The organism is Pseudomonas sp. MIL19 (assembly GCF_028680365.1).
Taxonomy (GTDB): domain Bacteria; phylum Pseudomonadota; class Gammaproteobacteria; order Pseudomonadales; family Pseudomonadaceae; genus Aquipseudomonas; species Aquipseudomonas spirodelae.
In genome coordinates, this window is record NZ_JAPPVG010000001.1 from 311,095 (window position 1) to 336,039 (window position 24,945).

Annotated in this window: 20 protein-coding genes and 1 pseudogene; 15 read left to right on the forward strand and 6 right to left on the reverse strand. The window is 61.6% G+C overall.

Features of this window, described 5'->3' with window-relative positions; all coding sequences use genetic code 11:
* Nucleotides 1–42: 42 nt before the first annotated feature.
* Complete coding sequence (locus N1078_RS01515) at nucleotides 43–2,340, reverse strand: PAS domain-containing sensor histidine kinase (protein ID WP_274086436.1); 2,298 nt, start codon at nucleotides 2,338–2,340, stop codon at nucleotides 43–45.
* Nucleotides 2,341–2,583: 243 nt separating this feature from the next.
* On the opposite strand from N1078_RS01515, the gene N1078_RS01520 reads away from it, so the two are divergent.
* The 5 genes from N1078_RS01520 (at nucleotide 2,584) to N1078_RS01540 (ending at nucleotide 9,836) form a co-directional block, all read left to right on the forward strand.
* Nucleotides 2,584–4,206 (forward strand): acyl-CoA synthetase, encoded by a 1,623-nt coding sequence (locus N1078_RS01520; RefSeq protein WP_274086437.1) that lies wholly within the window; start codon nucleotides 2,584–2,586, stop codon nucleotides 4,204–4,206.
* A gap of 115 nt (nucleotides 4,207–4,321) precedes the next feature.
* The gene (locus N1078_RS01525) at nucleotides 4,322–5,692 is read left to right on the forward strand and encodes a solute carrier family 23 protein (protein WP_274086438.1); all 1,371 of its coding nucleotides are present in this window, start codon (nucleotides 4,322–4,324) and stop codon (nucleotides 5,690–5,692) included.
* Between the two features lie 120 nt (nucleotides 5,693–5,812).
* The gene (locus N1078_RS01530) at nucleotides 5,813–7,585 is read left to right on the forward strand and encodes an acyl-CoA dehydrogenase C-terminal domain-containing protein (RefSeq protein ID WP_274086439.1); all 1,773 of its coding nucleotides are present in this window, start codon (nucleotides 5,813–5,815) and stop codon (nucleotides 7,583–7,585) included.
* Between the two features lie 122 nt (nucleotides 7,586–7,707).
* Nucleotides 7,708–8,886 carry an acetyl-CoA C-acetyltransferase gene (locus N1078_RS01535; RefSeq protein ID WP_274086440.1) on the forward strand — a complete coding sequence of 393 codons (1,179 nt, stop codon included), beginning with the start codon at nucleotides 7,708–7,710 and terminating at the stop codon, nucleotides 8,884–8,886.
* Between the two features lie 83 nt (nucleotides 8,887–8,969).
* Nucleotides 8,970–9,836: an MBL fold metallo-hydrolase gene (locus N1078_RS01540; RefSeq protein ID WP_274086441.1), complete on the forward strand. Its 867-nt coding sequence runs from the start codon at nucleotides 8,970–8,972 to the stop codon at nucleotides 9,834–9,836.
* A 7-nt stretch (nucleotides 9,837–9,843) separates the two neighbouring features.
* Here the strand turns inward: N1078_RS01540 and N1078_RS01545 are convergent, their stop codons facing one another.
* The 3 genes from N1078_RS01545 to mpl form a co-directional block, all read right to left on the reverse strand.
* Nucleotides 9,844–10,143 (reverse strand): YceK/YidQ family lipoprotein, encoded by a 300-nt coding sequence (locus N1078_RS01545; RefSeq protein ID WP_274086442.1) that lies wholly within the window; start codon nucleotides 10,141–10,143, stop codon nucleotides 9,844–9,846.
* Nucleotides 10,136–10,768 carry a flavin prenyltransferase UbiX gene (ubiX, locus tag N1078_RS01550; protein WP_274086443.1) on the reverse strand — a complete coding sequence of 211 codons (633 nt, stop codon included), beginning with the start codon at nucleotides 10,766–10,768 and terminating at the stop codon, nucleotides 10,136–10,138. The genes N1078_RS01545 and ubiX overlap by 8 nt, the downstream gene beginning before the upstream one ends.
* Before the next feature lie 172 nt (nucleotides 10,769–10,940).
* Nucleotides 10,941–12,293, reverse strand: a complete 1,353-nt coding sequence (mpl, locus tag N1078_RS01555; RefSeq protein ID WP_274086444.1) for a UDP-N-acetylmuramate:L-alanyl-gamma-D-glutamyl-meso-diaminopimelate ligase — start codon at nucleotides 12,291–12,293, stop codon at nucleotides 10,941–10,943.
* A gap of 252 nt (nucleotides 12,294–12,545) precedes the next feature.
* Between mpl and N1078_RS01560 the strand changes: the two genes are divergently transcribed.
* From N1078_RS01560 to N1078_RS01570, 3 genes are all read left to right on the forward strand, one after another.
* A complete protein-coding gene (locus N1078_RS01560; RefSeq protein WP_274086445.1) occupies nucleotides 12,546–13,940 on the forward strand; it encodes an ethanolamine ammonia-lyase subunit EutB in 1,395 nt (464 codons plus the stop codon).
* 14 nt (nucleotides 13,941–13,954) lie between these two features.
* Nucleotides 13,955–14,767, forward strand: coding sequence for an ethanolamine ammonia-lyase subunit EutC (gene eutC, locus N1078_RS01565; RefSeq protein WP_274086446.1), 813 nt, complete (start codon nucleotides 13,955–13,957; stop codon nucleotides 14,765–14,767).
* Nucleotides 14,768–15,040: 273 nt separating this feature from the next.
* Complete coding sequence (locus N1078_RS01570; RefSeq protein ID WP_274086447.1) at nucleotides 15,041–15,508, forward strand: GNAT family N-acetyltransferase; 468 nt, start codon at nucleotides 15,041–15,043, stop codon at nucleotides 15,506–15,508.
* A gap of 46 nt (nucleotides 15,509–15,554) precedes the next feature.
* On the opposite strand, the gene N1078_RS01575 is transcribed toward N1078_RS01570, so the two are convergent.
* Nucleotides 15,555–17,138, reverse strand: a complete 1,584-nt coding sequence (locus N1078_RS01575; protein WP_274086448.1) for a SpoIIE family protein phosphatase — start codon at nucleotides 17,136–17,138, stop codon at nucleotides 15,555–15,557.
* 111 nt (nucleotides 17,139–17,249) lie between these two features.
* On the opposite strand from N1078_RS01575, the gene N1078_RS01580 reads away from it, so the two are divergent.
* The 6 genes and pseudogenes from N1078_RS01580 (at nucleotide 17,250) to N1078_RS01605 (ending at nucleotide 22,655) form a co-directional block, all read left to right on the forward strand.
* Nucleotides 17,250–18,089: a zinc-dependent peptidase gene (locus N1078_RS01580; RefSeq protein WP_274086449.1), complete on the forward strand. Its 840-nt coding sequence runs from the start codon at nucleotides 17,250–17,252 to the stop codon at nucleotides 18,087–18,089.
* A gap of 78 nt (nucleotides 18,090–18,167) precedes the next feature.
* Nucleotides 18,168–18,695, forward strand: coding sequence for an inorganic diphosphatase (gene ppa, locus N1078_RS01585; RefSeq protein ID WP_274086450.1), 528 nt, complete (start codon nucleotides 18,168–18,170; stop codon nucleotides 18,693–18,695).
* A gap of 207 nt (nucleotides 18,696–18,902) precedes the next feature.
* Nucleotides 18,903–19,589: pseudogene (locus N1078_RS01590) on the forward strand (tyrosine-type recombinase/integrase); the annotation flags it as partial.
* Nucleotides 19,590–19,705: 116 nt separating this feature from the next.
* Nucleotides 19,706–21,205, forward strand: coding sequence for an IS21-like element ISPst3 family transposase (gene istA, locus N1078_RS01595; protein ID WP_191122770.1), 1,500 nt, complete (start codon nucleotides 19,706–19,708; stop codon nucleotides 21,203–21,205).
* Nucleotides 21,198–22,001 carry an IS21-like element ISPst3 family helper ATPase IstB gene (gene istB, locus N1078_RS01600; RefSeq protein ID WP_011911830.1) on the forward strand — a complete coding sequence of 268 codons (804 nt, stop codon included), beginning with the start codon at nucleotides 21,198–21,200 and terminating at the stop codon, nucleotides 21,999–22,001. The genes istA and istB overlap by 8 nt, the downstream gene beginning before the upstream one ends.
* A gap of 399 nt (nucleotides 22,002–22,400) precedes the next feature.
* Entirely contained in the window at nucleotides 22,401–22,655 is a 255-nt protein-coding gene (locus N1078_RS01605; RefSeq protein ID WP_274086451.1) for a pyocin activator PrtN family protein, read from the forward strand.
* Here N1078_RS01605 and N1078_RS01610 read toward each other — a convergent pair.
* Nucleotides 22,650–23,795, reverse strand: coding sequence for a site-specific integrase (locus N1078_RS01610; RefSeq protein ID WP_274086452.1), 1,146 nt, complete (start codon nucleotides 23,793–23,795; stop codon nucleotides 22,650–22,652). The genes N1078_RS01605 and N1078_RS01610 overlap by 6 nt on opposite strands.
* Before the next feature lie 124 nt (nucleotides 23,796–23,919).
* On the opposite strand from N1078_RS01610, the gene dusA reads away from it, so the two are divergent.
* Nucleotides 23,920–24,924, forward strand: coding sequence for a tRNA dihydrouridine(20/20a) synthase DusA (gene dusA, locus N1078_RS01615; protein ID WP_274086453.1), 1,005 nt, complete (start codon nucleotides 23,920–23,922; stop codon nucleotides 24,922–24,924).
* Nucleotides 24,925–24,945: the final 21 nt, after the last annotated feature.

Sequence of the window (24,945 nt, forward strand, 5' to 3'; positions counted from 1 at the left end):
GCGGCTAAAGCCTCAAACCATTTGCGGCTGGTGGGAGGGGCTTTAGCCGCGCTCGGCAACCCCAGCCAGCGCCTCGGCGTCCTCACCACGTAACAACGGCAGGCGGCACTCCAGGCACAAGCCGCCGGCCGTGCCAGGGTGCGCCTCCAACGCGCCGCCAAAGCCTTCGATGATGCTGCGGCTCATCGACAGCCCCAGCCCCAGCCCTTCGGCCTTGCTGGTGTAGAACGGGGTAAAAATATGCTCCAACTCACCCTGCGCCACACCCGGCCCCTGATCCCACACGCGCACACAGAGTTGGCCATCCTGCTCGGCGGCACTGAGTTCGATACGCGAAGAGTGGCCGGGGTGAGCCTCACGGTTGGCGTCAATGGCATTGCGCAGCAGGTTGAGCAGCACCTGTTCCAGCAGAATCCGGTCGGCATACACCGGTGGCAGATTGTCCGCCAATTGCTCATCGATGGTCACCTGCCAATTACTCGCCTCCCATTGGCACAGCCGCACTGCCTCGCGTGCCACGCTGGCAATATCCAGTGCCTGGGTGCGGCGCTGACCTTTGCGCAGAAAAGCGCGTAAGCGTTTGATCACTTCCGAGGCGTGGTTGGCGTGTTCGTTGATCCGCTCCAGCCCTTGCGCCACCTTACTCGCCGCCTCAGGGTTAGCGCCCAGCGCCTTGAGGTAGCGTTGGCTGGCGCTGGCGTAGTTGACCACCGCGGCCAGCGGTTGATTGATCTCATGGGCGATACCAGAAGCCAGCTCGCCGAGGGTGACCAGCCGCGCCGTGTGCGCCAGCTCATCCTGATGGCGTCGCTGTTCGGCCTCACGCAACTCACGCTCAGTCATATCGCGCGCCACCAGCGAGTAGTAATGCTCGCCATCGCGGCCGCGGTGCGCCAGCAGCACCAGCGACACCGGCAGATGAGCCCGCGGCCCCAGCGGCAGCAGGCGCACCTCGGCGCTCCACACCCCGGCCGCATCGGCAGCCGCCCAACCGTGGCGCTGTAACTGCTGAAAATCGCTGGGTGCCAGCAGCTTTTCGAGCGCCGGCAACGGCTGCTGATCCTCAATATTCAAGGCATGCCGCGCAGACGGATTGAGGTGCGTCAGGTGCCCACTGGGGTCGATAAACAGCACCAGGTCAGTATTGGCTTCCACCACTTCAGCCAGACGCCGCTTGTTCTCTTCGGCCAGGACCCGCGCGGTGATGTCGCGCGACACGCTGACCACTTCAACCACCGCGCCGGTATAGGTTTCGCGGATCGCGCGACTGGCGGTTTCAAACCACAGGTAATGACCATCGCGATGGCGAATCCGGTAGGTCATGGTGTGATAGCCGTTTTGCTCAAGGGCTTCACGGGTGGTATCGACCAGATGCTGCTGGTCCTGTTCATGAAACAGCGCCTGCACCAAGGTCCCACGCAAAGCTTCCGGCCAGTAACCGAGCAGCGTCCAGCTGGCCGGCGAGGCATCGAGAAAACAGCCATCGGGGGTGTGCCGGGAGATCAGGTCCGTGGTGTTCTCGGTAATCAAGCGGTACAGGCGGCTGGCCTTGGCCGCTTCACGCTCAGCCTGCACCTGAGCGGTCGCCGGTCGACAGCGCGCCAGCACCTGCTGCTCGGCAGCGTCGGGCATAAAGGTCCACATCAGCACTTGGCCGGCATGCTGCGCCTCAACCGCTTCGATGGCCCGCCCCTGCTGCAAACAGGCGCGCACCAGTTGTGGCGCGTTGACCGGCAACAAATCGGCCACCTGCGCCAGCGGTTGCTCACCCAGCAGTGTGTGCATGGCGGCATTTAGTTGCAGCGGCCGCGCGTCGATATCCAACAACAGGCTGGGCTGCGGGTCACTGCCCAGCAACCGGCTGCCACGCGCCTGCTGCGGCAGGCTGGCGAGCACCGCCAGCAGTAATTGATGCACCAGCCCGAGCCAGTCACTGCCGGCGTGTTCCTGCAACTCAATCAGCAGTAAACCGGGCTGCCCTTCATCCAGCGCCAGGGCGAGCGCCTGGCCATGGTTGAGCCCGGCACGCCGCACTCGCCCCGCCAGCCAGCATGGCAGTTGACGCAATGCGCCCAAGTCCAGCCGAGGCTCTTGCTGCAAGCGCTCAAACAGCAACTGATCACTGGCCTCTAGCGGGTCACCAAAGCCCGGCGGCAGATGCGGCGCATTGCCTTCATGGCTGTAGATCGCCGTGCTCGCTTGCCAGCGCAAAAAAAACGCCTGGCGCACTTCCGGGCAGGCATGCAGGGCGCGTAACAGCGCATCGGCACGCACCGCCAGCGGCAAGCACTCACGTTGCATACACAACCAGCTGTGCAGCTGCACGGAGATCTCATTCATCCAGTTTCATTCCTATCGGCCACTTATTGCGCGAGGCGGCGCAGCATCAGGCCGGCAGCCGGCAAATGCAAAGCGACCAAGGGCTAATCGCCAGAAAAACAATATAGTATAAATACTATACAACTATGGTTTAACTTCCATATACAAACCATCAGATATATAAATAGACCCAGAACAATACCGGGCCTATGCGTAAGACTACCCGCACAATGGCCCGAGCATCCAACCTGCATGGGTATTCGCATGTCGATCTATGAACAGGGCCTTGCGCCTGCCGCCGTCAACCATATTGCCCTCTCACCACTGAGCTTTATCGAACGTACCGCCAGTGTTTACCCGCACTACCCGGCCGTGGTGCATGGTTCGATCCGCCGTGACTGGAGTGAAACCTACGCACGCTGCCGCCGCCTGGCTTCGGCCCTGGCCGGTCGCGGTATCGGCAAGGGCGATACGGTAGCGGTGATGTTGCCGAATATTCCGCAGATGCTCGAAGCGCATTTTGGCGTGCCGATGATCGGCGCAGTGCTCAACACCCTCAACGTGCGCCTGGATGCCGAGGCCATCGCCTTTATGCTGCAGCACGGCGAAGCCAAGGTGCTGATCACCGACCGCGAATTCTATGACGTGATCCACGCGGCCGTGGGCATGCTTGATCATCCGCCACTGGTGATCGACGTCGATGACCCCGAGTACGGCGAAGGCCAAGCGGTCAGCGACCTCGACTACGAAGCCTTCCTCGCCGAAGGCGATCCGCAATTTGCCTGGCAGTGGCCGGCAGACGAGTGGCAGGCGATCAGCCTCAACTACACCTCCGGCACCACCGGTAACCCCAAGGGAGTGGTCTACCACCACCGTGGCGCTTACCTGAACTCGCTGGGCAACCAGATGACCTGGGCCATGGGCAACCACCCGGTGTACCTCTGGACCCTGCCGATGTTCCACTGCAACGGCTGGTGCTACCCCTGGACCATCACCGCTCTGGCGGGTGTGCATGTGTTCCTGCGCCGCGTCGACCCGGCGAAAATCCTCACCCTGATTCGCAGCGAGCAAGTCACCCACATGTGTGGCGCCCCGATCGTGCTCAATGCCCTGGTGAATATGCCAGCCGAAGCCAAAGCCGCCATCGACCATCCGGTTAAGGCCATGGTTGCCGGGGCTGCGCCACCTGCCAAAGTGATTGGTGCGGTCGAAGAAATGGGCATCCAGGTCACCCACGTTTACGGCCTGACCGAAGTCTACGGCCCGGTGACCCTGTGCGCCTGGCACGCCGAATGGGACGCCTTGCCGCTGGATGAGCGCGCGGTACTCAAATCCCGTCAGGGCGTGCGCTACCCCACCCTGGAAGGGGTGATGGTGGCGGACCCGAAAACTCTGGAGCCGACCCCGCGCGATGGCGAAACCATCGGCGAAATCTTTATGCGCGGTAACACCGTGATGAAGGGCTACCTGAAGAACCCCACCGCCACCGCTGAAGCCTTTGCCGGCGACTGGTTCCACACCGGCGACCTGGCCGTGTGTCACCCGAACGGCTACGTGGAAATCAAGGACCGTCTCAAAGACATCATCATCTCCGGCGGCGAGAACATCTCCACCATTGAGGTCGAAGGCGTGCTCTACCGTCACCCCGGCGTGCTCGAAGCCGCCGTGGTGGCTCGCCCAGACGAGAAATGGGGCGAAACCCCCTGCGCCTTTATCACCCTCAAGGCCGACCAACAGCAGGTCAGCGAGGCGGACATCATCAGTTTCAGCCGCGAACACCTGGCCGGTTTCAAAGTGCCAAAAACCGTGGTCTTCACCCAACTGCCGAAGACCAGCACCGGCAAGATCCAGAAGTTCGTTCTGCGCGATATGGCCAAGGCCCTGTAACGGCGCCACGCCACCTAACCGCTCACTGCGCCACCCATTGGGTGGCGTAGTAATGCGTTAGCAACAACCGTTTCCACAACAACAAAAACCGGCCACTGGCCGACGGAGAGCTTCAATGCAACTATTTAAACGCCGTGACGGGGATGAACAACCCTATTGGCCAGTCGGCCCGTTCAAAGTACGCCTGCCCTTTGTCCACTACCGCTGGGAAACCGCGGAGATGCTGCAAGCGTTGATCATGTTCGTGGTCAGCCTGGCGATGATCCCGCTGCTGGAAAAATACCTCGGCCTGCCCTACGACGTAGCCCTCGCCTATGTCGTGGTGTGTGGTGTCGGCTTTATGCTGCCGGCGCTGCTCGGCGTGCCCTTCGTGCCCGGTTGGATCACCCCCGGCATTCCAGTTGTGTTGCTGTTTCTCGGCAATTTCAAACCCGGCCCCGAAGCCATTCAGGCACTGTTTGCCCTGCAATTTCTGGTCTTCGTGATCTTCCTGTTCCTCGGCGTCACGCGCCTGGGCAGCACCTTGGTGAAGCTGATTCCCAACTCGATGAAGGGCGGGATCATCATCGGCGCGGGTATTGCGGCACTGATGGGCGAAATCTCCACCGGCGGGCGCCTGGCCAACACGCCAATCTCCCTGGTGCTGGGCAGCCTGATCTGCCTGTACCTGATGTTCTCGGTGTCGTTTAAAGGCCTCACCGAACGCGTGCCTTTCGCCCGCAAAATCGTCAACTACGGCATGGTGCCGGGTATGTTGATCGCGATTTTCATCGGCATTGCCGTGGGCGAGTACAAGATGCCCGATGTGAAGTTCGGCATCACCGCGCCGGCCTTCGCCGAGATGTGGAACTACCTGCCGTTCAGCGTTGGCTTCCCCGGTTTGGATGTGTTCCTGCTGGCCGTGCCGACTGCGGTTATCGCTTATGTCATCGCGTTTGGCGACATCATCGTCGGCCAGTCGCTGATGCAGCGCGCCGATGAACTGCGCACTGACGAAGTGATCGAGAACAACATCGACCGCGTGCATTTGGTCACCGCCCTGCGTAACGCCCTGCATGCCTTCTTCGCTCCGTATCCGGGCTTGGCTGGGCCGCTGTGGACTGCCGTCGCGGCCACCATGGCTGAGCGTTACAAGTACGGCCGCAAAGCCATGGACTCGATCTATAGCGGCGCGGGCACGTTCTGGATCACCGGGTTTATCGCCCTGTTCGCCCTGCCGCTGGTGAGTTTCTTCCAGCCGGTACTGCCGATTGCCCTGTCGCTGACCCTGATCCTCACCGGCTACATCTGCCTGATGGTTGGTTTTGAGCAGCTGAGCAACAACACCGAACGCGGCGTGGCCGGCACCATGGGTGTGGTACTGGCCGTCTACGGCGCAGGCTGGGGCCTGGCTGCAGGTGCGGCGCTGTACATCCTGGTTGAGCGCACACACCTGCTCAAATTCACCACTAAAAACACCGTCAAAGGCCCAGCCGAGGCCGAGTAACCGTACCCGGCCCGCCGCGCGGCGGGCCGTGTTGCCTATTCCTGCAACGCCCCGGGTGCAATAACGCCAGGGGCGTTTTAATCGCCGCGCTCTGCGCGGCATCTGTGCGAGAAACTGCCGATGCCTGAGTACAACGCCCCGCTGCGCGACCTGCGCTTTGTCCTCCATGAAGTGTTCGACACCCCGAGCCTATGGGCTCGCCTGCCGGCACTGGCTGAAACCGTCGACGCCGAGACTGCCGATGCCATTCTGGAAGAAGCCGCCAAGGTCACGGCCGGCCTGATCGCCCCGCTCAACCGCAGCGGTGATGAAGAAGGCGCGCAATGGATTGCAGGCGATGTACGCACCCCGGCAGGCTTCAAAGAAGCCTATGCCACCTACATTGAAGGCGGCTGGGTCGGCCTGTCCGGTAACCCAACCTACGGCGGCATGGGCATGCCCAAGATGCTCGCCGTGGCATTTGAAGAGATGCTCTACGCCGCAGGCTCCAGCTTCGCTCTGTATTCGGCGCTGAGTTCCGGCGCGTGTCTGGCCATCGACGCGCACGCCAGTGAAGAGCTGAAAAACACCTACCTGCCGCCGATGTACGAAGGCCGCTGGGCCGGTTCCATGTGCCTGACCGAAGCCCATGCCGGCACTGACCTGGGCATCATCCGCACCAAGGCCGAACCGCAAGCCGATGGCAGCTACCAGATCAGCGGCAGCAAGATCTTTATCACCGGCGGCGAGCAGGACCTCACCGAAAACATCATCCACCTGGTACTGGCCAAACTCCCCGACGCCCCGGCTGGCGCACGCGGCATCTCGCTGTTTCTGGTGCCCAAAGTGCTGGTCAATGCCGACGGCAGCCTGGCCGCGCGCAACGCCGTGAGCTGTGGCTCGATCGAACACAAGATGGGCATCAAGGCCTCGGCCACCTGCGTGATGAACTTCGACGGTGCAACCGGTTACCTGATCGGCGAGCCGAACAAAGGCCTGGCGGCGATGTTCACCATGATGAACTACGAGCGCTTGTCCATCGGCATCCAAGGCATTGGCTGCGCCGAGGCGTCTTACCAGGCGGCCCGCGACTACGCCCGCGAGCGCCTGCAAAGCCGCGCCGCCACTGGCCCAGAAGCCCAGGACAAAGCCGCCGACCCGATCATCGTGCACGCCGATGTGCGGCGCATGCTGCTGACCATGAAAGCCCTCACCGAAGGCGGCCGCGCGTTTGCCTGCTATGTCGGCCAACAGCTCGATCTGAGCAAATTCAGCGACGACAACAGCGAGCGCCAAACAGCCGAAACCCTGGTGGCCTTGCTCACACCAGTGGCCAAAGCGTTCTTTACCGACACGGGATTGGACAGCTGCATCCATGGCCAACAGGTGTTCGGCGGCCACGGTTACATCCGCGAATGGGGCCAGGAGCAACTGGTGCGTGACGTGCGCATCGCGCAAATCTACGAAGGCACCAACGGTATTCAGGCCCTCGACCTGCTCGGGCGCAAGATCATCGCCAACGGCGGCGTGGCGCTGCGCCAGTTCACCGCCGAGATTCGCCGCTTCGCCGAGCAGCCCGACGCGCCGTATGCCGCCGCTCTGCTGGATGCCGTTGAGCGCCTGGAGCGCACCAGCAGCTGGCTGCAGGAACGTGCCGCGGGCAACCCGCACGAAACCGGCGCAGCGTCGGTGGAGTACCTGCACCTGTTCGGCTACACCGCCTACGCCTGGATGTGGGCGCGCATGGCCGCCGTGGCGCAGGCCAAGTGCAGCGAAGACGAAGCGTTTTACAGCGCCAAACTGGCCACCGCCGAGTTCTACTTCGCCCGCCTGCTGCCGCGCATCCTGACCCTGGAAGCCAGCATTCGCGCAGGCAGCGACGCACTGTACGGCCTGCGCGCCGAGCAATTCTGACGCCAACCCGCCCCTGCCTGGCGGGAACTGCGAACACCGGTTGAGCGTTTGCGCGGCGTCCATTAAGGGCGTCGCGTTTTTTTATTCGAGCCACTGGCTGCCCCGGCAGCACGAGGAAGCACATGCAAGAAGTCGTTATAGTCGCCGCCACCCGCACCGCTATCGGTGCCTTTCAGGGCGCATTGAGCAGCGTGAGCGCTGTTGATCTGGGCGCTGCCGTTATCCGCCGCCTGCTCGCCGACACCGGCCTGCCCGCCGAACAAGTCGACGAAGTGATACTCGGCCAGGTACTGACCGCCGGTGCCGGGCAGAATCCGGCCCGCCAGAGCACACTCAAAGCCGGCCTGCCGCACACCGTACCCGCGCTGACCCTGAACAAAGTCTGCGGCTCCGGCCTCAAGGCCGTGATCATGGCGGCCCAGGCGATTCGCTGTGGCGACGCCGAGGTGATCATCGCCGGCGGCCAGGAAAACATGAGCCAGTCGCCACACGTGCTGAACGGCTCACGCAATGGCCTGCGCATGGGCCACGGCCAGTTAGTCGACACGATGATCCACGACGGCCTGTGGGATGCCTTCAACGACTACCACATGGGCATCACCGCCGAGAACCTGGCCGAGCAGTACGGCATCAGCCGCTCCGAGCAGGATGCCTTCGCCGCGCACTCGCAGCTGCGCGCCTGCGCCGCCATTGAAGCCGGGCGCTTTGCCAACGAAATCACCCCGATTGAGATCCCCCAACGCAAAGGTGACAGCCTGATCGTCGCCACCGATGAACAACCGCGCCCCAGCAGCACCCTGGAAGCCCTGGGCAAACTGCGCCCGGCCTTCAAACGTGACGGCAGCGTCACCGCTGGCAATGCCTCCACCCTCAACGACGGCGCGGCCGCTGTGCTGCTGATGAGCGCCACTAAAGCCGCCGAGCTGAACCTGCCGGTGCTGGCGCGGATCAAGGCCCATGCCAGTGCCGGCGTCGACCCGGCGACTATGGGCATCGGCCCGGTGTTCGCCACCTGCCGCGTCCTGGAGAAAGCCAACTGGAGCCTGGAGCAACTCGACCTGATCGAAGCCAATGAAGCCTTCGCCGCCCAAGCCATTGCGGTCGGCCGCGAGCTGCAGTGGGACAGCGCCAAGGTCAACGTCAACGGCGGCGCCATCGCCCTCGGCCACCCGATCGGCGCGTCGGGCTGCCGGATTCTGGTCAGCCTGATCCATGAGATGATCCGCCGCGACGCTCACAAAGGCCTGGCCACCCTGTGCATAGGTGGCGGCCAAGGCGTGGCGCTGGCCATCGAGCGTTAAGCCCGTCCAACCAAGGTGCAATGGCGCCGGGCGACCGCGCCATGCACCCTGACTGCAAGCCCACACAACAACAAGAGATAGCCATGCGCACCCTGACTACCCTGACCGGTAACAGCCAAAAACTCGACGGCGGCGCCATGTTCGGCAATGCGCCGAAAGCCCTGTGGCAACGCTGGATGAAACCGGACGAACTGAACCGCATCGACCTCGGTTGCCGCGCCCTGCTGGTGCAAGAGGAGGGCCGCAACATCCTGGTTGAAACCGGCATCGGCGCGTTTTTCAGCCCCGAAATGAAACAGCGCTTCGGCGTGCAGGAAGAGCGTCATGTGCTGCTCGACAGCCTTGCTGCGGCGGGCCTGAGTGATGCCGACATCGACATCGTGGTGCTCACCCACCTGCATTTTGACCATGCCGGCGGCTTGCTCGCAGCCTGGGAAGACGACCAACCGGCCCGCTTGCTATTCCCCAATGCGCAGTTCATCACCGGCAGGCGCCAATGGCAGCGCGCCTACCAGCCCCATGCCCGCGACCGCGCATCCTATATCCCGGAGTTGCTGGAGCTGCTCGAAGCCAGCGGCCGCCTGCACCTGGTCGATGAAACCGAGAATTGTGAGCTATTGGGCGCGGACTGGCGCCTGCACTGGAGCGACGGCCACACCCCCGGCCAGTTGATCCCCGAAGTCGCCATGCCCGATGGCCCGGTGGTGTTCCCCGCCGACCTGATCCCCGGCGCACCGTGGGTGCACCTGCCGATCACCATGGGTTATGACCGCTTCCCCGAAGGCTTGATTGAAGAGAAAGAAGCCCTGCTGGCCGACCTGTATACACGCGGCGGTCGCCTGGTTTTTACCCACGACCCGGATACCGCTATGGGCCGCGTAAGCCGTGATGAAAAAGGCCGCTACGGCCTGCAGCAGGCCATGCCCCGAGCCTGCCAGCTGGACAGCTAAACGCCCCTTACAAGCCGCCGCTGATGCCCAGGTTAAGGCCAATGGCGGTGGCCAAGGACAACGGCAGCAACAGGGTATCGAGCAAGGCACTGACCGGCAGATCAACTGCCGGGTAAGCCGGCGCTTCAGCACCGAAGCGATCAGTGGCGCAGCAGCCTCCTTGCAGCGCATACCAATCCAGGCGCGTACCGGCGTACACCACTGGCGCGCCCGGTTTGGCCGCGTCCAGAGTGCGCACAGTGGCGCAACCGCTAAGGGTCAGCCCCAACAGCACAGCGACGGTGGCACGCGCCAGTGGCTTATTCATCCGGGGTGGTCTGATGGTGTTCGCCCCAGCGCGGCAGCATGTCCTGCGGCACACCCAAACAATTGAGAATGCGCGCCACGACAAAGTCGATCAGGTCATCAATGGTCTGCGGCTGGTGATAAAAGCCCGGCGCGGCTGGCAGGATCGTCGCGCCCATGTTCGACAGCTTGAGCATGTTTTCCAGATGAATGCTGGAGAACGGCGCCTCACGCGGCACCAGAATCAGCTGACGACGCTCCTTCAACACCACATCCGCCGCGCGCTCAATCAGGTTATTGCAGGCGCCATTGGCAATCGCTGACAGCGAGCCGGTGCTGCACGGCACCACCACCATCGCCGAGGGCGCACCGGAGCCGGAGGCCGCCGGGGCCATCCAGTCTTCCTTACCGTACACACGAATCTGCCCCGGCAACGCGCCGGTGTATTCGTTGAGAAACGCCTGCATGGCCTGCGGTTTACTCGGCAGGCTGACATCGGTTTCGGTGGCCATCACCAACTGCGCGGCCTTGGAAATCAGAAAGTGCACCTCGCGGTCTTCCCGCACCAGGCAATCGAGCAGGCGCAAACCGTACTGCGCGCCGGAGGCACCGGTCATGGCCAAAGTAATTCGTTCTGGACCGCTCATCGAAGCTCCTCGATTTTTGGGGAAACGACTGCGCGACTAGCCGCACAGCAACCACGTAGCCGGACTGCATCCGGGCTACGCACTTATTGACCGCACCGTAGGATGGGTAGAGCGAAGCGCTACCCATCGACTTCAATCCGATGGATAGCGTCGCTGCGCGCCTCAGCCCACCCTACTCAGCCAGGGCCGTAGCTAACTTGCCATGCAGGCCGCCGAAGCCGCCGTTGCTCATCACCACAATCTGAGTACCCGGCGCGGCTTCCGCTTTTACCCCGGCAATGATCGCTTCCAGCGAATCGCACACCTGAGTCGGCACCGTTGAAGTGGCCACCGTACCGGCCAAATCCCAGCCCAAGTTCGGCGGCGCGTACCAATATACCGAATCGGCCTGCACCACGGACTCGGGCAAACCGTCGCGGTGCGCGCCGAGCTTCATCGAGTTGGAGCGCGGCTCGACGATGGCAATCAACTTGGCATCGCCGATGCGCTTGCGCAGGCCATCCAGAGTGGTGGCAATCGCCGTGGGGTGGTGAGCGAAGTCATCGAAGATGGTCACACCGTTGACTTCGGCAACCTTCTCCATGCGCCGTTTGGCGTTGATAAAGCTACACAGCGCCACGATACCCAGCTCCGGCACAACACCGACATGGCGCGCCGCCGCCAGCACCGCCAGGGCATTTGCGACGTTATGTTGGCCGGTCAGTTGCCAGTCCACTGTGCCGGCGGTTTTACCCTCGAAAATCACCTCGAAACGCGAGCCGTCAGCGCTCAGCAGATTGGCCTGCCATTGCCCGCCATCGCCGGTGGTGGCAACCGGCGTCCAGCAGCCCATTTCGATCACGCGCTTAAGCGCCGGTTCAGTGGTGGGATGAATGATCAGCCCTTCACCGGGAATGGTGCGTACCAGATGGTGGAACTGCCGCTCGATGGCCGGCAGATCAGGGAAGATGTCGGCGTGATCGAACTCCAGGTTATTCAGAATCGCGGTGCGCGGCCGGTAGTGCACGAACTTACTGCGCTTGTCGAAAAACGCGCTGTCGTACTCATCGGCTTCGACTACAAAGAACGGCGTACCGCCTAAGCGCGCAGAAATACCGAAGTTCTGCGGCACGCCGCCAATCAAAAAGCCTGGGCTCATGCCGGCATGTTCCAACACCCAAGCGAGCATGCTTGAACTGCTGGTTTTGCCGTGGGTACCGGCCACGGCCAGCACCCAACGGCCTTGCAGCACATGATCAGCCAACCATTGCGGGCCGCTGACGTAAGGCAGGCCTTTGTTCAGCACATATTCCACCGCCGGGTTGCCGCGCGATAGGGCATTGCCGATCACCACCAAATCGGGCGCAGGGTCGAGTTGCGCGGCGTCATAGCCCTGGGTCAGTTCGATGCCCTGGGCTTGCAGCTGGGTGCTCATGGGCGGGTAAACGTTGGCGTCTGAACCGGTCACACGGTGGCCAAGTTCTTTGGCCAAGACGGCCAGCGAGCCCATAAACGTGCCGCAGATGCCGAGAATATGAATATGCATGATGTACCTTGAAGGTGCCCTCAAAAACCGGTGAATAGGCGCGCGAAAAACTGGCCGCAGGTTAGCACAGCGCCGCCGCCCAGCAGAGGCCCAGCCCCTGCGTCAGCTTCTGGCACAGGGGTTGCTGAACCTTGGCCAAGACGCTCGTCGTTGTTTAATTTCTGCCCTGCCATCGACAGCCTTGTTTATTCCAGTGCATAGATGACAACTGCAGCACCGCTTTGGCGCAGCCAAGCCCTCAAGGGGAACTCAATGCCCGCATACAGCCACAGCGTTGGCGGTGAAACCTACCGCTTCGACAGCCTTGCCGAGGTGATGGCCAAAGCCAGCCCGGCGCGCTCCGGTGATTTTCTCGCCGGCGTGGCCGCGAGCAATGCTGGCGAACGGGTCGCCGCGCAGATGACCCTCGCCGATATTCCGCTCAAGCAGTTTCTCCACGAAGCATTGATCCCCTATGAAGATGATGAAGTCACCCGGCTGATTATCGACAGCCATGACGCCGCCGCGTTCGCCCCGGTCAGCCACCTGAACGTCGGCGATTTTCGTGACTGGCTGCTCGGTGACCACGCCGATGAAGCCAGCCTGCGCGCCCTAGCCCCAGGCCTGACGCCGGAAATGGCCGCGGCGGTGTCGAAGATCATGCGCGTGCAGGACCTGGTGCTGGTGGCGCAGAAAATCCGCGTGGTCAGCCGTTTTCGCAACACCATTGGCCTGCGCGGGCGTATGTCCACCCGCCTGCAACCCAACCACCCGACCGACGAACCTGCGGGTATCGCCGCGAGCATTCTCGACGGCCTGCTGTACGGCAATGGCGACGCCATGATCGGCATCAACCCCGCCACAGACAGCACCCAATCGATCTGCGAGATGCTGCGCATGCTCGACGGCATCATTCAGCGCTATGAAATCCCCACCCAAGCCTGCGTGCTGACCCACGTCACCACCTCAATCGAGGCGATTAACCGGGGCGTACCGCTGGATTTGGTGTTCCAGTCGATTGCCGGCACCGAAGCGGCCAACGCCAGCTTTGGTGTCAGCCTGAATATCCTGCAGGAAGGCTACGACGCCGGCCTGAGCCTCAAGCGCGGCACCCTGGGCGACAACCTGATGTATTTCGAAACCGGTCAGGGCAGCGCGCTGTCCGCCGGTGCCCACCATGGCCTCGACCAGCAAACCTGCGAGACCCGTGCCTATGCAGTGGCGCGGCATTTCAAGCCGTTTCTGGTGAATACCGTGGTCGGTTTTATCGGCCCGGAGTACCTGTATAACGGCAAGCAGATCATCCGCGCCGGCCTGGAAGACCACTTCTGCGGCAAGCTGCTGGGCCTGCCGATGGGCTGCGACATCTGCTACACCAACCACGCCGAAGCCGATCAGGACGACATGGACGTGCTGCTGACCCTGCTCGGGGTGGCCGGGATCAACTTCATCATGGGCATCCCCGGCTCCGATGACGTGATGCTCAACTACCAGACCACCTCCTTCCACGACGCGCTGTACGCCCGCCAGAGCCTGGGGCTGAAACCGGCCCCCGAATTCGAAGCCTGGCTGCAGCGCATGGGCATTTTCACCCAAGCCGATGGCCGCCCGCGCCTGGGCAACAGCCTACCGCCGGCGTTCCGTCAGGCGCTGGCGCAGCTTGGTTAACCGAGGAACCGCGTATGTACGATGACAGCCCACTCAGCGGTGCTAGCGAAAATCCCTGGCAGCAATTGCGTAACCTCACGCCGGCGCGCATCGCCTTGGGTCGCGCCGGCACCAGCCTGCCGACCCGCGCGCAGCTGGACTTCCAGTACGCCCACGCCCAGGCCCGTGATGCCGTGCACCTGCCGTTCGATCACGCCGCACTTGCCTCAGGCCTGGCCCATCAACATCGACAAAGCCTATTGCTGCACAGCGCCGCCAAGGACCGCGACACCTACCTGCAGCGCCCAGACCTGGGCAGACGCCTGAGTCACGAGTCCGCCGAGCTGCTGGGCCAGCACCGCGAGAACAACCCGGACGGTTACGACCTGGCCATCGTCGTGGCGGACGGCCTCTCTGCCCTGGCCGTGCACCGTCATGCACTGCCCATGCTCGAACGCATAAGCGAACAGGCGCAGGCCGAAAACTGGCGCATGGCCCCTGTCGTCATGGTGACCCAGGGCCGGGTGGCTGTGGCCGATGAAGTGGCCGAACGACTCGGCGCAAAGATGGTGGTGATCCTGATCGGCGAACGCCCGGGGCTTAGCTCACCGGACAGCCTAGGTCTGTACTTCACCTATGCACCCAAGGTCGGTCTTACCGACGCTTACCGTAACTGCATCTCCAACGTGCGCCTGGAGGGCCTGAGCTACGCCATGGCCAGCCATCGCCTGCTCTACCTGATGCGCGAGGCGTGCCGTCGCCAGCTGTCTGGGGTCAACCTCAAGGATGAGGCCGAGGTACCACTGCTGGCGGGGGGGGAGCAACGCGGAAACTTCTTGCTGGGCTAGGCCGCCCTAATCAGGCGCTGCAGTACCAGGCTTATGTGGGAGGGGCTTTAGCCGCGACTAGCCTGAAATGCTGAAGCATCGCGGCTAAAACCCCTCCTAAGGCAATCCACCGTCGACTGCCTTGTGCACGCCATACGCCTAGCGGGGCGGTGATTACAACCAAACGCTTGTTTGGATTGCACTTTCAAAAAGCTTTAGGCAGCATCGGGAGCGTTCGCAGGCAGCGCTGCCGTGTTGCCGAAGCCATCCACACGACTGAAGTAGAGGCTCACCATGCGCATCGTCCAAGCGACCCTGGAGCATCTGGATCAACTGACTCCGCTGTTCGTCAATTACCGCGAACACTTTGGCCAGTTGCCTTACCCTGACTCCTCACGGAAATTTCTGGAAAACCGCATCAGCCGCAAAGAGTCAGTGATCTATCTGGCCATGGCCGATGATGAAGACAAGATTCTCGGCTTCTGCCAGCTCTATTCGAGCTTCTCCTCGCTGTCGCTCAAGCGCGTGTGGATTCTCAACGACATCTACGTTTGCCAGGACGCGCGCCGCCAGCTGGTGGCGGATCGCCTGATCCAGACGGCCAAGCAAATGGCCTTCAAAACCAATGCCGTGCGCTTGCGCGTCGCCTCCAGCGTCGACAACGAAGTCGCGCACAAGCTTTACGAATCCATTGGTTTCAAGGAAGACACCGAGTTCAAGAGCTTTGTCCTGCCGATCACCGAAGACTTCACCGCGCCCTAAGCCTGCAACTGAGCCAGCGGCGCGCCACTCGCGCTGGCTCAGCGCATCAGCCTTCAAGGCTTAGCCATAAGCCCACAACCAACTGCACCACCAGCAAGCTGAGCGCCGCCAGATGCCAAGGCTGCCTATAATGCCGTGGCCGTGACGCAGCCGTGAGCTGCTGCCGCAACGGTTGCTGCAACGCATACTGAAACGCCGACAGGGCCTCAAAGCGCGCCTGCGGTTTGGGCGCCAAGGCCCGCGCCAGCACTCCATCCCACCCTGCCGGCACACGCACATTGAACTGCGCCAACGGCACATAACGGCTGGTGTGGTCAGCATCCACCTGCGCCGCTTCGGGCCAACGCCGTCCAATTAGCCAGTAAGCCAGTGCCGCCAGGGCAAATTGGTCGGCGCGGCCATCCAGCGCCTGCCCGCTACGCGCCTCTGGCGCCAAGGGCACCGCCTGCTCAGGCAGGGGTTGCGGCGGAACACCCGGCAACAACGCGGCATATTCAGGCAGCAACACTACGCGCCCAGCGTCATCCACCAGGATACTGCGTGGGTCCAACCACAGGCCCTGCATGCCGCGTCGCTGCAAACCACGCACAGCAACAATCAGCTGATCGAGCAAAGCCAGAACCGTCACACCGTCTAACGCCCCATGCGCCGCCAACCAATCGACCAGGCTACGCATGCCCTTGCTGACCGGCTCAAACAGCAAGAAGGCATGGCTTCGCGGCTGATGCGCGGACATCACCTGCGGCAAGCTGGCCACCGGACTGCGCCGCAGCGCCCACTCGCGCTGCCGAAAGACTTCATCCGCCGCCTGCTCGGCCAGCCACAACATGGCCTCACGCCCTCGCGGGTCCGTCGCGCGAAACACCCGCCCTGGCGGCCCGAACGGACAAGCCGAGAGCAGTGTCCAGCCATCAAGTTGCTGCCCGGGTTGCGCATTGACCACCACCGGCCAGGGCGCAGGCGGGGCCAGTACCGGCGTATTGTCAGCGTCGACGAGGCGCACTAAAGCCGCCGCGCCTGGCGCCTGTAACAAGGGCGCAATTAACTCAGGCAGCGGCTCGTCCATACGACGAAAGCCCTGCAGATCCGCCACATCCAATAATGGCTGCGGCGCCAGCAGCAATAACTCGCCCGGGCTGAGCACCAAGCTGTGCTGCACCAGCGCCAGCTCAGGCTGCGCGCCAAGCTGCAGCCCCTCAACGCCGACCAACCGATGTACGCCGCCCTGCTGATAACGTAATAACCCGATGGCCCCGGCCTGGAGAAACTGCGCCTCGGCGTTCTGCATCAGCAACAGCCCGGCATTTATCTGAGCCAGGTGGCGGCCGCCCTGGCGCTGACGAAACAGTTGCTGGTTAAACCCGGCCAGCACCTGCCGCGCGGCCTGGGCTTCGCTCCAACTCGAGGGCGTGCACGTGCAATCGGCCAGTAGACCGTCGAGGTAAGCCTCAAGCGTGCGCACCACATCGGGGCACTCTCGCACCCAAAGCAGCGCAACCACGAGCACCGGCGGCCGCCCTTCGCGCCCTGGCAAGCAGATCGCGCGCGTCCGTGCAGCCTGCCCCGGCAGGTCAAGACCATTGCCGCAGAGCAGTTTGATGGCGGGATGATCGAGACGCTCAATCGACATTGGCAGCCCTCCCAGGTCGCGGATAGGTTTGTCAGTGCAGCCTTTGTGCCGACTTGCCCAGCGCCGCCGCCGAGCTTATGGTGGCCGCTTCCTAGAGCCTGAGCAGAACCCATGTGGTCGCTACGTGCCTGGCGTCGCCAGCGCCTCCTTGCCCGTCATCCCGTGAGCAGCGCTCAGTGGGACGCCATCATGCGACAACTGCCGATCCTCGACGGCCTGGACGCTGCCGAACAGCAACGCCTGCGCGAACGGGCAGTGCTGTTCTTGCAACACAAGCACCTCAGCCCACTGCCCAGCCTCGAACTGGACGCCCACGCCCGCCTGCTACTGGCAGTGCAGGCCGAGCTCCCCCTGCTGCACTTGGCGGACCTCAACTGGTACCAGGGTTTCCATGAAATCGTGATTTACCCAGACGACTTCGTCAGCCCACAGCGCCACCGCGATGCCAGCGGCGTGGTGCATGAATGGGACGGTGCGCACAGCGGCGAAGCCTGGTTGCATGGCCCGGTGATTCTGGCCTGGCCAGGCGTGCAGGCCAGCGGCCAGTGGGATGGCTACAACCTGGTGATCCATGAGTTAGCGCATAAACTGGACATGCTCAATGGCGACGCCAACGGCCTGCCACCGCTGCATAACAGCATGCATATTGAAGCATGGACCAACGCCATGCAGAGCGCCTTCGACCAGTTGAACGCCGAACTGGATGCCAACCCAGGGCGCGAAACCGCCATCGACCCTTACGCAGCAGAAAACCCAGCGGAGTTCTTTGCAGTCACCAGCGAGTACTTCTTCAGCGCCCCCGACCAGCTCGCCGAATCCTTCCCTGCGGTCTACGCGCAACTGGCCCTGTTCTACCGCCAGGACCCGCTGGCGCGACTGCAACAACTTCAGCAGCGCCATTCGGCTTACCCCGCCAACACCAAAGACAGCGCACTCGCGACTAATGGCTAGATAAGCCGGCGTAGCAACGCCTAGGGAATATGCCTATAATCGCGCCACTTTTTTGGCCCACCCCTCGGGAGTCGCCCCATGAGCTACAGCAAGATCCCGGCCGGTAAAGACCTGCCGAACGACATCTACGTTGCCATCGAGATTCCGGCCAACCACGCGCCGATCAAATACGAAATCGATCACGACATCGATTGCTTGATGGTCGACCGTTTCATGGCCACCCCGATGTTCTACCCGGCCAACTACGGGTTTATCCCGCATACCCTGGCTGACGACGGCGACCCCCTCGACGTGCTGGTTGTGACCCCATACCCAGTGGCCCCAGGTTCGGTCATCCGCGCTCGTCCGGTTGGCGTGCTGCACATGAGCGACGAAGCTGGCGGCGACGCCAAACTGGTTGCCGTGCCACACGACAAACTGACCGTGCTGTACAAAGACGTTCAGGAATACACCGACCTGCCACCCCTGCTGATCGAGCAGATCAAGCACTTCTTTGAGAACTACAAAGACCTCGAAAAAGGCAAATGGGTTAAGGTTGAAGGCTGGGGCGGCGCTGATGAAGCCCGCGATCTAATTCTTAAGGCAGTCGCTGCTTACCAAAAATAAGCCGAGACCGTCCCCTAAAAGCCGGCCACAAGCCGGCTTTTTTATTGTCTGAAACAATCCTACCCCATCCGACAAAACGCCTGGTAACCTATATAAATCAAGGGCTACAGCCAAATATAGCTCTAAAGACGTCCAATCCAATTCGACCCCATCCGACGACAAAGTGGGGGGTCAAGTGGGGGGACAGAAATCTGCGCCGAGGAAGCCATGGGCAAGCTAAATCCCAAACAGGTTGAGAATTTAATTGAGCCTGGTACATACGAGGACGGCGATGGATTGCGCCTGATCGTGAAAGCTACCGGGCGCAAATCTTGGCTACTGCGCTTCCAGCTTGACGGCCGACGGAGGGAGATGGGTTTAGGGCCCTACCCTGAAATAAGCCTTAAGAATGCACGCCTCGAGGCAAGCTCCAAACACAGGCAACTCATAGACGGCATTGACCCTCTTGCCGCGCGCGATATTGAACGAGCAGCACTGCGCGAAGCACAACGCGCCAGAGAAGCCAGGGAGATCAAATTCGAAGTATTGGCAGCGGAGTATTCCGCAGCGCATGGCGGAGCATGGTCAGAAAAGTGGCGTAAAGGCTGGATGCGCAAGTTGGAGTTGTACGCATTCAAGCAGATAGGCAAGTTGCCTGCTGAGGACATCGACACTGCGCAAGTTTTGAAAGTCCTGCAGCCCATCTGGACGACGAAAAGCCGTACGGCTGACGAGGTGCGCGGACAGATAGAACAGATACTGGACGCTGCCAAAGCCCGCGGCTTTCGTACAGGCGAAAATCCTGCACGCTGGCGTGGACACCTCGACAACCTGCTTAGCCGATCAGAAAAGAAAAAAGCACGAAAGCGTGAACACTTCAAAGCCTTGCGCTGGCAGCTCGTACCGAGCTTGATGGTGTTGCCGCTGACCGAAAACTGACCCAGTAGAGGCTGTTCTGCCGACTGAAAACTGACCCAGGTGTTCAACTGCTTCTGCTCAATTTTTGAGCAGGAGAACACAGGGTGATCAGTATGGAAATGATGGGCAAAATCCGCCGGATGTATTTCCGCGACAAGCTGTCGCTGCATGAGATAGCCAAGCGCACCGGGTTGGCGCGCAACACGATTCGCAAGTGGGTCAGAGCACCTGAGGCCAAGCCGCCGGTCTACCAACGCCGCGCGATCTTCAACAAACTCAGCCCTTTTCACGCCACGCTGGAGCAGGCGCTAAAAGCCGATTCGCTGCGGCCCAAGCAACAGCGGCGCAGTGCCAAGGCGCTGTTGGCGCAAATCAAAGCCGAAGGTTATGACGGTGGCTACAGCCAGCTCACCGCGTTTATCCGTGCCTGGCGAGGGGGACAGGGCAAGGCGTCGCAGGCCTTTGTGCCGCTGACCTTTGCTCTTGGCGAGGCGTTTCAGTTTGACTGGAGCGAGGAAGGCTTGCTGGTCGGCGGCATTTACCGGCGTATGCAGGTGGCACATCTGAAGCTGTGTGCCAGCCGTGCGTTCTGGCTTGTGGCGTATCCGAGCCAGGGCCATGAGATGTTATTTGACGCCCATACACGCTCGTTCGGCTCCTTGGGCGGCGTGCCGCGCCGGGGCATCTACGACAACATGAAGACCGCCGTCGACAAGGTCAATAAGGGCAAAGGCCGGGCGGTGAATGCGCGCTTTGCGGTGATGTGCGCGCATTACCTGTTCGATCCGGACTTCTGCAACGTCGCCGCTGGTTGGGAAAAGGGCATCGTTGAAAAGAACGTGCAAGACAGCCGCAGGCGTATCTGGCTAGACGCCCAGGACTGCCAGTTTCACTCCTTCGAGGAACTCAATGCCTGGCTGGGCCAGCGCTGCCGCGCGCTTTGGAACGAGCTGACGCACCCTCAATACAGCGGGCTGAGTGTGGCCGAAGTGCTGGAGTTGGAGCGCGCTGAACTGATGCCTGTGCCAGCGCCATTCGACGGTTACGTCGAGCGGCCTGCGCGGGTCTCCAGCACCTGCCTGGTCAGCGTCGGGCGCAACCGCTACTCGGTGCCGTGTGAGTACGCGGGTAAGTGGGTCAGCAGCCGTTTGTATCCGACGCGAATCGAGGTGGTGGCTGACGACGCGCTGATCGCCAGCCATGTCCGCTTGCTGGATCGCGACCAGGTCAGCTATGACTGGCAGCACTACCTCCCGCTGATCGAACGCAAGCCCGGTGCGCTGCGCAACGGCGCGCCCTTTGCTGATCTGCCGGCGCCGCTGCGTCAGCTTAAGCACGGTCTGGGGCGTCATGCCGGCGGTGACCGGATCATGGCGCAAGTCCTGGCTGCCGTACCGGTCGCCGGACTCGATGCCGTGCTGGTAGCCGTTGAGCTGGTACTGGAGAGCGGCAGCCTGAGCGCCGAACACATCCTCAATGTCGTGGCACGGCTGACAGCATCCGAACCACCACCCAGCGTCGAAACCCACTTGTCGCTCAAGGAAGCCCCCGTCGCTAACACGGCGCGCTACGACCGCCTGCGTGGCCAGGCCGAGGAGGTCGGTCATGCGTGATTTGATGGCGGAACTCAAGGAGCTGCGCCTGCACGGCATGGCCACGGCCTGGGCGGAGTTAACTGCACAGGGTGAGTCGAACACAGCCTCGTCCAAGTGGCTGCTCGAACACCTGCTGGAACAAGAGCACACAGATCGCGCCATGCGCTCGGTGAGCCACCAGATGAACATGGCCAAGCTGCCGATGCACCGCGATCTGGCCAGCTTCGATTTCAACGCCTCTAGCGCCGACGCACGCCTGATCAGCGAGCTGGCCAGCCTGGCCTTTACCGACACCGCGCAGAACGTGGTGCTGATCGGTGGGCCAGGCACCGGTAAAACCCACCTAGCCACCGCGCTGGCCGTGTCCGGCATCACCCGGCATGGCAAGCGCGTGCGCTTCTACTCCACGGTCGATCTGGTCAATCTGCTGGAGCGCGAAAAACACGACGGCAAAGCCGGGCGGATCGCCCAGGCACTGCTGCGCATGGATCTGGTCATCCTCGACGAACTGGGTTATCTGCCGTTCAGCCAGGCTGGCGGTGCGTTGCTGTTTCACCTGCTGTCCAAGCTGTACGAACACACCAGCGTGGTGATCACCACCAACCTGAGCTTCGCCGAATGGTCGAGCGTGTTCGGCGACGCCAAGATGACCACCGCCCTGCTGGATCGGCTGACCCACCACTGCCACATCGTCGAAACCGGTAACGAGTCCTATCGCCTGCAACACAGTAGCTTGGCGGCCCAGGCCAAGATCAAATCACGGGAGCGAAAGCGTAAGGGCGGCCAAGAACCGGAGGACGATGAGCCGTTCTGATTTCATGGCGACGACGGCCTGCTACATGGCTGCGTGTGGCAGGTCTTAAACAACTGAACTGGGCTAGCGAAGGAGTGGGGGCAACAGCAGCTGCGCTGGTAGACTTATCCACAGTTGCTGGTAACAAAATCAGCAATCCGCCCTGGGTCAAATTTCAATCGGCAGGGTGGGTCAATTTTCCATCAGCGCCAACACTGACCCCTCATGGGTACGGAACTCGCCCCCTTTAAAGGCAAAAACTGCTCACGATGAATCACCCAGCACTGTTGAGCAAAAAGCACCCATGAGTAGAGAACATCAGCCTGAGACCGTTAAATGCGCGACTAGCTTCCCGGGCAAAGAAACCGATCCTGTACGAGCAGTACCCGCAGCGCAAAAAGTTGTGAAAGGATATCAGCGATGAACACAACATTTTTGCTGATGGCCCAGTACAACGGCCAAGCGATTATCCCGCTCGAACAGGTCTGTCGGGATTATTTCACCCACCTCACCCCAGATATGTTCCAGCGCAAAGCACTGGCCGGACAGATCAAAATCCCGATCACCCGACTTGAAAGCAGCCAGAAGTCTGCCAAAGGCATCCATCTGCAAGACCTCGCAAACTATCTAGACGAGCAGCGCGCTGCAGCAATCAAAGAGTGCAAACAGTTATGAGCCTGGCTGTTTCTTACGCTTGGCCACAGCCGCGCCAAAGCTCACTGGCATCGCCAACACCTTCGGAAGCCACTCCCAACCTGCGAAAGAATCCCCACGCCCATGCAGGTGGGTGTAGCGCCGAAGTGAGTTCCAGTCCCGGTGGCCAGAAACACTCGCCACCCGAGGAATATCCCAGTCCATTTCAAACAGCCTGCTCACGCCACCGTGCCTCAGGTCATGGAAGTGAAGATCCTCGATCTGCGTCCTCTCAATCGCCCGCGCCCATGCGCCCTGTATCGCGTCACCGGTGTACGGGAAAATCTCCTCATAGACCCGAGGCATGCTTTGCACTAAGGCCCAGGCCTCTGGAGGCAGATGACACCACACATCGTTGCCCCACTTGTCCCCTGGGTTTTTCATATCCCGGACAAGTACCGCCTGCCGTGTTTCATCCAGATCTGCCCAGCGAATCCGAACGATCTCGTCCTGCCGCCGAGTGGAGAACAACGCAAAAAGAACGACCTTGGGCATGTGCACCGACAACGGACGTGCTTTCAAAACATCACAGAATCGCTCGAGCAACAGAGCCAGCTCAGCCGGGGTCGGCCGCCGCTCGCGCTCACGGCTTTTCATTTTGTAACCCAGCTTATTGAGTACCATCCGAGCATCGGTCATAGCGCCGGCAGGCACGTCATACCCCCAAGCTGGGCGGGCGACTGATAGAACTGCTCCAAGATGAGCTAGATCATTACCGGCAGTTTGCGGCTGAACACCACCACCCTCAGAGCTCATTCGCCATAGCGCAAAGTCAACCAGCACCTGGCTGGTCATCTGCGCTGGCGTAATATCACCCAGGTACGAAGCCATTACCGCACGCAGTGTGTACTCCTTCGTCCGCCCAAGCGGCTGAGCCTGGCCGACCTCTGCCAAGTACTTATCGATTACATCCCTGAGCAGCACACCGCCCCTCTTGGCGCGCTCGATTGCACCCGGCTCACTTAGCTCAGTCTCGCGACGCTTCACCCATGCCTCAGCCGCCTTCTTGCGCGCGAAGGTTTGGCTCTCTGTGTAAACTTGCACCCCATCTTTTTTGATTCGAATCTGAGCGGTGTAACTGATCGTGCCGTCAGCCCTCTTTCGCGGTCTGATCGTTGCCATGGTGGTACATCCTGTTTGCCGGTGGTACATGCAAGCATTTAGGTGGTACAGCGTACCACCCGACTTTTAAAAATGCCCGCAAACCCCCGAAAACACGTCAGAAACACGCACACCGGAGACACCCATGCTACAAGGCTTAACCCCAGAAACCACGCCGCCTCCAGTGTCCCGCCGCTTCTCAGTAGCGCCGATGATGGACTGGACTGATCGCCATTGCCGCTTCTTCCTACGCCAGCTGTCGCATCACGCCTTGCTATACACCGAGATGGTCACCACGGGTGCAATCTTGCATGGCGATACGGCGCGTTTTCTGCGTCATAGCGCCGCCGAGTATCCGCTGGCATTGCAGCTGGGTGGCAGCGTGCCAGCCGATCTGGCGGCCTGCGCCAAGCTGGCACAAGAGACAGGTTATAACGAGGTCAACTTGAACGTCGGCTGCCCCAGTGACCGGGTGCAGAACAACATGATCGGCGCCTGCCTGATGGGTCATCCACAACTGGTGGCTGATTGCGTTAAGGCGATGCAGGATACCGTCGAGATCCCTGTAACAGTGAAACACCGCATCGGTATCAACGGCCGCGACAGCTATGCCGAGCTGTGTGATTTTGTCGGTACAGTTCGCGATGCAGGCTGCCGCAGCTTTACCGTGCATGCGCGTATCGCCATTCTCGAAGGGCTATCGCCCAAGGAAAACCGCGAAGTACCACCACTGCGTTATGACGTGGCCGCACAGCTCAAGCAGGACTTTCCGGAACTGGAGATCATCCTCAACGGCGGCATTAAGACCCTAGAGGATTGCCAGCAGCACTTGCAAACCTTTGACGGCGTGATGCTAGGCCGCGAGGCGTACCACAACCCTTACCTGCTGGCCCAGGTAGACCAACTGCTATTTGGCTCCAATCGCGCCGTGATGAGCCGCTTCGAAGCTATGCACAGCATGCGCGACTACATCGCAGCGCATCTCGCCGAAGGCGGCAGCATGCACCACATCACCCGCCATATGCTCGGCCTGGCCCAGGGCTTTAACGGCGCGCGACGCTTTCGCCAACTGCTCTCGGTGGATATTCATAAAACCAGTGAGCCGCTGGCGCTGTTCGATCAAGCGGCGCAATTGCTGCAAGGTCGCTGACTCGGGTAAGGTCGGCTCATC

What these genes read in the sequence shown, in the direction of transcription:
- N1078_RS01515 (WP_274086436.1), bottom strand. Translation starts at nt 2,340, where the DNA reads ATGAATGAGATCTCCGTGCAGCTGCACAGCTGGTTGTGTATGCAACGT.
- N1078_RS01520 (WP_274086437.1), top strand. Translation starts at nt 2,584, where the DNA reads ATGTCGATCTATGAACAGGGCCTTGCGCCTGCCGCCGTCAACCATATT.
- N1078_RS01525 (WP_274086438.1), top strand. Translation starts at nt 4,322, where the DNA reads ATGCAACTATTTAAACGCCGTGACGGGGATGAACAACCCTATTGGCCA.
- N1078_RS01530 (WP_274086439.1), top strand. Translation starts at nt 5,813, where the DNA reads ATGCCTGAGTACAACGCCCCGCTGCGCGACCTGCGCTTTGTCCTCCAT.
- N1078_RS01535 (WP_274086440.1), top strand. Translation starts at nt 7,708, where the DNA reads ATGCAAGAAGTCGTTATAGTCGCCGCCACCCGCACCGCTATCGGTGCC.
- N1078_RS01540 (WP_274086441.1), top strand. Translation starts at nt 8,970, where the DNA reads ATGCGCACCCTGACTACCCTGACCGGTAACAGCCAAAAACTCGACGGC.
- N1078_RS01545 (WP_274086442.1), bottom strand. Translation starts at nt 10,143, where the DNA reads ATGAATAAGCCACTGGCGCGTGCCACCGTCGCTGTGCTGTTGGGGCTG.
- ubiX (WP_274086443.1), bottom strand. Translation starts at nt 10,768, where the DNA reads ATGAGCGGTCCAGAACGAATTACTTTGGCCATGACCGGTGCCTCCGGC.
- mpl (WP_274086444.1), bottom strand. Translation starts at nt 12,293, where the DNA reads ATGCATATTCATATTCTCGGCATCTGCGGCACGTTTATGGGCTCGCTG.
- N1078_RS01560 (WP_274086445.1), top strand. Translation starts at nt 12,546, where the DNA reads ATGCCCGCATACAGCCACAGCGTTGGCGGTGAAACCTACCGCTTCGAC.
- eutC (WP_274086446.1), top strand. Translation starts at nt 13,955, where the DNA reads ATGTACGATGACAGCCCACTCAGCGGTGCTAGCGAAAATCCCTGGCAG.
- N1078_RS01570 (WP_274086447.1), top strand. Translation starts at nt 15,041, where the DNA reads ATGCGCATCGTCCAAGCGACCCTGGAGCATCTGGATCAACTGACTCCG.
- N1078_RS01575 (WP_274086448.1), bottom strand. Translation starts at nt 17,138, where the DNA reads ATGTCGATTGAGCGTCTCGATCATCCCGCCATCAAACTGCTCTGCGGC.
- N1078_RS01580 (WP_274086449.1), top strand. Translation starts at nt 17,250, where the DNA reads ATGTGGTCGCTACGTGCCTGGCGTCGCCAGCGCCTCCTTGCCCGTCAT.
- ppa (WP_274086450.1), top strand. Translation starts at nt 18,168, where the DNA reads ATGAGCTACAGCAAGATCCCGGCCGGTAAAGACCTGCCGAACGACATC.
- istA (WP_191122770.1), top strand. Translation starts at nt 19,706, where the DNA reads ATGGAAATGATGGGCAAAATCCGCCGGATGTATTTCCGCGACAAGCTG.
- istB (WP_011911830.1), top strand. Translation starts at nt 21,198, where the DNA reads ATGCGTGATTTGATGGCGGAACTCAAGGAGCTGCGCCTGCACGGCATG.
- N1078_RS01605 (WP_274086451.1), top strand. Translation starts at nt 22,401, where the DNA reads ATGAACACAACATTTTTGCTGATGGCCCAGTACAACGGCCAAGCGATT.
- N1078_RS01610 (WP_274086452.1), bottom strand. Translation starts at nt 23,795, where the DNA reads ATGGCAACGATCAGACCGCGAAAGAGGGCTGACGGCACGATCAGTTAC.
- dusA (WP_274086453.1), top strand. Translation starts at nt 23,920, where the DNA reads ATGCTACAAGGCTTAACCCCAGAAACCACGCCGCCTCCAGTGTCCCGC.